This window comes from Paraeggerthella sp. (assembly GCF_048427265.1).
GTDB lineage: Bacteria > Actinomycetota > Coriobacteriia > Coriobacteriales > Eggerthellaceae > Paraeggerthella > Paraeggerthella hominis.
Genome location: NZ_DBFOSR010000093.1, coordinates 21125 through 27284, shown reverse-complemented (window position 1 = coordinate 27284; position 6160 = coordinate 21125). Strand labels below are relative to the sequence as shown.

Annotated in this window: 12 protein-coding genes; 11 read left to right on the top strand and 1 reads right to left on the bottom strand. The window is 64.8% G+C overall.

The annotated features are described in order from the left end of the window. The 3 genes from ACMNI9_RS08470 to ACMNI9_RS08460 form a co-directional block, all read left to right on the top strand. The coding region (locus ACMNI9_RS08470) for a hypothetical protein (protein ID WP_418831611.1) at positions 1-189 on the top strand (189 nt) is incomplete at its 5' end. After that, complete coding sequence (locus ACMNI9_RS08465) at positions 170-1513, top strand: tyrosine-type recombinase/integrase (protein WP_418831609.1); 1344 nt, start codon at positions 170-172, stop codon at positions 1511-1513. The genes ACMNI9_RS08470 and ACMNI9_RS08465, both read left to right, overlap by 20 nt. A 19-nt stretch (positions 1514-1532) precedes the next feature. Beyond that, a complete protein-coding gene (locus ACMNI9_RS08460) occupies positions 1533-1760 on the top strand; it encodes a helix-turn-helix domain-containing protein (protein WP_216528662.1) in 228 nt (75 codons plus the stop codon). Here the strand turns inward: ACMNI9_RS08460 and ACMNI9_RS08455 are convergent. Beyond that, positions 1696-1896, bottom strand: coding sequence for a helix-turn-helix domain-containing protein (locus ACMNI9_RS08455; protein ID WP_114565959.1), 201 nt, complete (start codon positions 1894-1896; stop codon positions 1696-1698). The two genes, ACMNI9_RS08460 and ACMNI9_RS08455, sit on opposite strands and share 65 nt — an antisense overlap. 137 nt (positions 1897-2033) lie before the next feature. Between ACMNI9_RS08455 and ACMNI9_RS08450 the strand changes: the two genes are divergently transcribed. From ACMNI9_RS08450 to ACMNI9_RS08415, 8 genes are all read left to right on the top strand, one after another. After that, positions 2034-2381, top strand: coding sequence for a hypothetical protein (locus ACMNI9_RS08450; protein WP_225749336.1), 348 nt, complete (start codon positions 2034-2036; stop codon positions 2379-2381). 3 nt (positions 2382-2384) lie between these two features. After that, positions 2385-2561, top strand: a complete 177-nt coding sequence (locus ACMNI9_RS08445) for a hypothetical protein (RefSeq protein ID WP_181792505.1) — start codon at positions 2385-2387, stop codon at positions 2559-2561. Positions 2562-2734: 173 nt separating this feature from the next. Next, entirely contained in the window at positions 2735-3142 is a 408-nt protein-coding gene (locus ACMNI9_RS08440; RefSeq protein WP_114565920.1) for a single-stranded DNA-binding protein, read from the top strand. An 8-nt stretch (positions 3143-3150) separates the two neighbouring features. After that, the gene (locus tag ACMNI9_RS08435; protein WP_114565919.1) at positions 3151-3825 is read left to right on the top strand and encodes a hypothetical protein; all 675 of its coding nucleotides are present in this window, start codon (positions 3151-3153) and stop codon (positions 3823-3825) included. Next, positions 3791-4447, top strand: a complete 657-nt coding sequence (locus ACMNI9_RS08430; RefSeq protein ID WP_418831606.1) for an ATP-binding protein — start codon at positions 3791-3793, stop codon at positions 4445-4447. Before ACMNI9_RS08435 ends, ACMNI9_RS08430 begins: the two co-directional genes overlap by 35 nt. 69 nt (positions 4448-4516) lie before the next feature. After that, on the top strand, positions 4517-5128 hold the full coding sequence (locus ACMNI9_RS08425; protein ID WP_418831604.1) for a hypothetical protein: 612 nt from the start codon (positions 4517-4519) through the stop codon (positions 5126-5128). After that, the gene (locus tag ACMNI9_RS08420) at positions 5125-5301 is read left to right on the top strand and encodes a hypothetical protein (protein ID WP_418831602.1); all 177 of its coding nucleotides are present in this window, start codon (positions 5125-5127) and stop codon (positions 5299-5301) included. Before ACMNI9_RS08425 ends, ACMNI9_RS08420 begins: the two co-directional genes overlap by 4 nt. Positions 5302-5342: 41 nt before the next feature. Next, positions 5343-6158, top strand: a complete 816-nt coding sequence (locus tag ACMNI9_RS08415) for a hypothetical protein (RefSeq protein ID WP_418831601.1) — start codon at positions 5343-5345, stop codon at positions 6156-6158. Positions 6159-6160: the final 2 nt, after the last annotated feature.

Genomic DNA, 6160 nt, shown 5'->3' with positions numbered 1-6160 from the left:
GACGTCGGCCCCTGGCTGATCGTCGTGGACGCGATGGACTACGACCGCGCCGACGAGCTGGGCCGCACGATGGGGTCGCTCGGCGTGACGGGCAGGTTCATGCGCGGCGAGGTGGCCGACTGCATGGCGGACGCGGCGAGGTGGCGAAAGCACAGGAAGGAACAGGAGATTGTCGAGCATCAGGACTGATCCGAGGACCGGCGGCATAGTGGTGCGGGCGTACGCCGGCGTCGACGCGGCGACGGGAAAGCCGCGCCAGGTGTCGAGGACGCTGCCGCCGGGGGCGTCCGACGAGGAGATCGCGCAGGCCGTCGAGGAGGTCGAGCTGAAGGCGGGCCGCGCGAAGAGGACTGGCTCCGGCTACACGGTGGGCGCGCTCCTGGACTACTACCTGGACGGCCTCGTCGACTACGGGCATGCGGCGTCGACCGTCGCGGCCTACCGGTCTATGGCGCGCTGCTACGTGCATCCCGGCGTGGGCCGCATCGAGTACGACCGGGCCTCGGCGTCGGACTTCTCGGCGCTCTATCGGTCGCTTCTGCGCAGCGGCGGAAAGGACGGATCGCCGCTGTCGCCCGTGACCGTTCGCAAGCTCCACGCGATGCTGTCGGGCTGCTTCTCCACGCTCATGCGCGACGGCGTGGTGGACTCCAACCCCGTCCTCGGCGTGGCGGTGCCGCGCGGCGGAAGCCCTGAGGCCAAGCCGCTTTCCGAGCGCGACTTCGCGGCTCTCGCGGCGCGCCTCCACGAAGTTCTTGCGAAACCGGTCGAGGACGACGCGGGCTACATGGAGCGGACGTTCGCGGCGGCATGGTGGACGTGCCTGCACACCGGGGTCAGGCGCGGCGAGCTCGCCGGCTTCCAGGTCGGCGATTGGTCGGAGCGGATCGGCATGGACATGGCCCCAGGCGGCGAGGCGTCGTGGCATCCGGGCGTGAGGGTTTCCCGCTCGGTCGCGCAGGTCCCCGGCATGTCGGCCCCCGCCGAGTACAAGGAGCCGAAGTCCGAGCGCGGCAAGCGCGTCTTGGCGGTCGACGACGAGACCGCCGGCGCGATCCGCTCGCAGATCGCGCTGCAGCAGGCCGTCATGGCCGAGCGCGGCTGCCGGCAGACGGACGAGACGCCCTTGTTCTCGCATCCGGACGGGACGTGGATACTTCCGTCGGAGTTCACGGCGGAGTTCCGCGCCCTCGCGAAGTCGCTCAAGCTCGCCAAGCACGTCCACCTGCACACGCTCCGGCACACGCATGCGACCTACCTGCTGTCGCACGGCGAGGCGATAAAGGTCGTACAGGAGCGGCTCGGGCACTCGAAGATCGACGTGACGCTGGGAATCTACGGCCACGTGCTTCCGGGGCGCGACGCGCGGGCGGCGGAGAGCTTCGGCGCCCTTTCCAAGTCGATGGTGGAGCGGGCGTGTTCCGCGCCCATCGTCTCGTACGCGCCGAAGTGCCCGCTGTCTGGGGAAACGTGCGCGAGGTTCTACAATCCATCGGGAAAAAGCAATGCATGAAAGGAAGGAGGCGCCAGCCATGGGAAACGGGCGGGAAGCGTTGAAGGAGGCGCGCAGGCGCGCCGGCATGACCCAGCAGGCCGTAGCGGATTCGCTGGGGATAAGCCTTAACTACTATCAGAAGATCGAGGCGGGGGACCGGACGGGAGACTTCGAGATATGGGATGCGCTGGAAGATATGTTCAGCGTTCACCAACGTCTCTTGAGAACGACGGATCCTCCGTTCTCCCAAGGATCCAATCGGTAGACGTGTCGAAGAAGTCCGCGAGCTTTACTAGCGTTTCCGGTGACGGCGCCCTGGTGCCCTGCTCGTATTTCTGGTAGGCGTTCAGCGAAATCATGAGATGGTCAGCCGTTTGCTGCTGAGTTAGAGCATGCGCCATTCGAATTTCGCGGAGCCTTTTTCCGAGCAATTGAACTCCTAAAACAGGTATTGGTTACATACGAATTGTATGTTAATATGCACCTAGAAAAAACATACATAACGTATGTATACAGTACGAATGTAAGGAGGATCGCCATGCTGCACATGATCGACAAGGCCGAGGTGCCGGGCTACCGAGACGGAGACAAGAGCCCTCTTCGGGTCTTCTGCGAGGAGACCGCCAGGGAGTTCTTGGAGAAGTCGAATCCCGGAGACGTGGCCGAGGTGACGTGCGCTCCGGTGGAGCCGGGCGAGAGGGGCGTGCGGAGGCTGGCGGGCGCGTTCCGCAGCGCGCTCTTCTGCATGGACAGGAGCGCCGACCTGCGCCGGGAGGTGCGCGTCATCACGCGCAACGGCGAGCGGGTGTTCCTGGAGCGCGCGAAGCTTGCTCGGCCGACGGAACTCCGCGAGCCGAACCCGTATCCGGACCACGTGAGGAGATAGGGAATGGAAGGAAAAAAAGAAGCGCGCCGGATGTGGAAGTCGGGGCGCGCATCCGCCGATGAAGGCAACCGAATGATACCACACGGCGAATGGGAGCGCGGCTGCAAGATGCTGCCGGCCCCGTTCGCCGCCGCAGCCGCCGCCTACGCGCTCATGCTGGCGTTCGGCGTCGGGGCGTAGGAGCGGGAGGAGCGGCATATGGGAGCGATCGGAGGGTCCCGGAAGACGGACCCGCGCGGACGAGGCGCGCGGGTCCGTCGTCGAAGGGGGGCTTCGAGCGACGGCCGACAGTCTACACCATACGCCCTTTCGAGTGAAGGGGCGGCCGAGGCAACGAGAGGAAAAGCACCTTTATGAGCATAAACAGAACGATCATCAGCGGGCACCTGACCCGCGAACCGGAGCTGAGGTCGACCGCGGGCGGCATGCCGGTCCTCGGCTTCGGCGTGGCGGTCAACGACCGCCGCAAGAACCAGCAGACCGGCGAATGGGAGGATTACCCGAACTTCATCGACTGCACCATGCTCGGCAACCGAGCCGAAAGCTTGAGCAGGTACCTGTCGAAAGGTACGAAGGTCGCGATCGAAGGCAAGCTCTGTTGGAGCCAGTGGGAGCGCGACGGCCAGAAGCGCAGCAAGATCGAGGTGGTCGTTGACGATATCGAGCTTATGAAGCGGCAGGACGGCTCGCAGGCGGTTGCGAGCGCCGCGCCGGTCGTCGACGCTTGCCAGGCGGTTCACGACGAAGACATACCGTTCTAGGAGAAACGATGCCAAACAAGTTCACTTGGTTCCCGAAGATAACGAGAGTCGTCGAGCGGATCCCGTCCGAGGAGCAGCGCGGCATGTTCGCGCTCGCCGTAATGCGCTACGGCACCGAGGGCGCGGAACCCTCTCTCGAATACCCGCTCGACGCGCTGTTCGAGTCGATCCGCGAGGACGTCGACAACTCCGTGAGCGCGCGCGAGGGCAACGCCGGAGGGCGTCCGAGACGGCAGAGGAAAGAAGCTACCAGAGACGTTCGAGAAGCCGAAAACGAGCCGGAAAACGCGCCGGAAGATGAAAAGCAAGCCGAAAAAGAACGGAGGTTAAACGAAGGTGAAACCCCCGTTTCAAACATCGAAAACGGGGGTTTTGAAACCTCGGAACCCCTCCTATATAAACCAAGCCAAGATAAACCAATCCAAACCAGACCAGAAAAAGAGGGAGGTGCGCGCGCGAGGTTTCGCGCCCCGACCCCCGACGAGGTCCGAGCCTTCGCGGAGGAGGCCGGGCTGAGCCTCGACGCGGAGCGGTTCTGCGACTTCTACGCGTCGAAGGGCTGGACGGTCGGCAAGTCGAAGATGCGGGACTGGAGGGCCGCGGCGCGCAACTGGGCCCGCCGCGACGCTGCCGGGAAGGGGGTCGGCCATGATGAGCTTGGCGAGTACGCTGGGGCGTTTTGAGGCGCCGAGGAACACTCCGGAGCAGGAGGCGGCGGCAGCCGCCTGGAAGGAGGGGCAGCGACGGCTGAAGGTGGAGGAGCGGCTCGCCAGATCCGGCGTTCCCTCGCGCTACCGCTCGGCGTCGCTCGACGGGTGCGACCGGCGCATCGCCGACTGGGCGGCGTCGCCGTCCGACGTGCTGCTGCTCCGAGGAGACGTCGGGCGCGGCAAGACGCACGCCGCCTGCGCCGTCCTGATCGCCAACGCCGCCGAGCGCACGGTGCTCTTCGCGACGTCGCTCGACCTGCTGCGGGACTTCCGCAGCGTGTTCGACGGGGCTGCTCGCGAGGCCGACGTGATGGGGCGGTACCGCAACGTCGGTCTGCTCGCCGTCGACGATCTGGGAAAGGAGCGTCCGACCGACTGGGCGCTGTCGAAGCTGTTCGACGTGCTGGACGCGCGGATCAGGAACGGCAAGCCGACGATCGTCACGACGCAGTACCGCTCCGCCGAGCTCACGGCGCGGATGGCGTCGGACGGCAACGTTGAAACAGCCAAGGCGATAGTGAGTCGCCTCGGCGACAGGAGAAACGCGGTCGTCGCGTTCGACGGCCCGGACAGGAGGCTGCGAAATGGCCGATAACGTGAACCACCCCGACCACTGCACGCAGGGACGGATCGAGTGCATCGACGCCGGAAAGGCGGTGTGGCGATGAAGACCAACGCCGAGCACCTGGCCGACATGATCGCCGACCTGAACGACAAGCGCCACGGGACGCGCAGGGGCGTCGAACTCGGCTGCAAGTGCTGCCTGTGCAGCTCGAAGCGCGAGGAAATCCTTGCCGAGGATCGGGAGAAGCGGCGAGCCAAGCAGCGCGAGAAGGCGGCCGCCAAGCCGAAGCCGAAGCGCAAGGCCCCCTGCAAGCCGTCGAAGGACGTGTGCACCGTCGCGGCGATGCTCCTCCCGATGATGGGCAAGCCCTCCATCGACAACGCCGAGCACTTCTGCTGCGTCTGCGGCAAGCCCGCTACGAACCGGCATCACATCGTCAAGCGAAGCGCCGGGAAGCTCGTCGTCGACGGCATCGAGGTCAAGAAGCCGACCGTGCGGCTGTGCGGAGACGGCAACGCCTCCGGCTGCCACGGCCTGGCCCATGCCGGCAAGCTGCACTTCCGCTGGGTCGACGAGCAGGCGTTCAGGCAGGCGAAGGCCGTCGACAGGCTGCGCCACTACGCGATCGGGGGCCACTGGGAGTGCTTGCTGCTCGACGAGGGGACGGACTACCTCACCGCCCTTTCGACGGACGGATGGAGGCGGCTATGAGGGCCGAGAAGCGGTGCATCGACTGCGCCAAATGCGACTTCGACCGAGTTCCCGCCATGGACGGCTCGGTGCTCGTCGGCTACTGCGCCGAGAACCGGTGCTTCCTGGCCCGCGCCGAGCTGTACGAACCGTTGGAGCCTGACCGCTCCGAATGCTGGGAGCCTAGGCAATGAGCACTGCTCGCATAACGACAATCACGAAAGGACGACGACAAATGAGCCATTTCGGAGTTTTGGTATTGCAGGACGGGACCAAGAGCATCGACGAGCTGCTGGACCCGTTCGACGAGAACATCGCCGTCGAGCCTTACATCTCGAAGACCAAGAACGAGATCGTCGAGGAAGCGCGCGACCGCCTCGCACGGTTCGAGAAGACCTATTACGCCGATTACCTGGCCGACCCCGAAGCCTACGAGAAGTCGTGCAGCAACGAATCCCATATCGACTACCTGAAGAACGGATTTCCCAAGCAGCTCGCGATGAGCGACGAGGAGCTTTTCAAGGAGGAGACGAAGTACTGCGATCCGTTCGACGGGGAAAGCGGCATCGACGAGGACGGCAACCGGTGGAGCACGTACAACCCCCGATCCAAATGGGACTGGTATGTGGTCGGAGGCAGGTGCAGCGGCTGCTTGAAGACGAAAGACGGGAAGAGCGTCAATTCGGCACAAGTCGGGGAACTCGACTTCTCCCCGCGCGACGAGGACCGCGCCGCAGCGATCGACTTCTGGGAGCGCGTCGTCGAAGGGAAGGAGGACGGGGGCGAGAAGCTGTTAACGCTCTACTCTCCTGAATTCTACATCGAACGCTACGGAACAAAGGAGAACTATGCGGCATGCAAGTCCGCTTTCACCGCCTGGGCGGTTGTGACGCCGGACGGCGAATGGCACGAGAAAGGCGAGATGGGATGGTTTGCGTTAAGCAACGAGACGCACGAGGAGGCCGTTAACTGGGAGCTGCGCTTCAAGGAGAGGTTCATCGACGCCGCCGATCCCGGCTGGCGCGTGACGATCGTGGATTGCCACATCTAAGG

Coding starts and splice junctions, on each gene's coding strand:
- ACMNI9_RS08415 (WP_418831601.1), top strand. CDS start 5,343: ATGAGCCATTTCGGAGTTTTGGTATTGCAGGACGGGACCAAGAGCATC.
- ACMNI9_RS08445 (WP_181792505.1), top strand. CDS start 2,385: ATGGAAGGAAAAAAAGAAGCGCGCCGGATGTGGAAGTCGGGGCGCGCA.
- ACMNI9_RS08435 (WP_114565919.1), top strand. CDS start 3,151: ATGCCAAACAAGTTCACTTGGTTCCCGAAGATAACGAGAGTCGTCGAG.
- ACMNI9_RS08425 (WP_418831604.1), top strand. CDS start 4,517: ATGAAGACCAACGCCGAGCACCTGGCCGACATGATCGCCGACCTGAAC.
- ACMNI9_RS08440 (WP_114565920.1), top strand. CDS start 2,735: ATGAGCATAAACAGAACGATCATCAGCGGGCACCTGACCCGCGAACCG.
- ACMNI9_RS08455 (WP_114565959.1), bottom strand. CDS start 1,896: ATGGCGCATGCTCTAACTCAGCAGCAAACGGCTGACCATCTCATGATT.
- ACMNI9_RS08450 (WP_225749336.1), top strand. CDS start 2,034: ATGCTGCACATGATCGACAAGGCCGAGGTGCCGGGCTACCGAGACGGA.
- ACMNI9_RS08460 (WP_216528662.1), top strand. CDS start 1,533: ATGGGAAACGGGCGGGAAGCGTTGAAGGAGGCGCGCAGGCGCGCCGGC.
- ACMNI9_RS08430 (WP_418831606.1), top strand. CDS start 3,791: ATGATGAGCTTGGCGAGTACGCTGGGGCGTTTTGAGGCGCCGAGGAAC.
- ACMNI9_RS08420 (WP_418831602.1), top strand. CDS start 5,125: ATGAGGGCCGAGAAGCGGTGCATCGACTGCGCCAAATGCGACTTCGAC.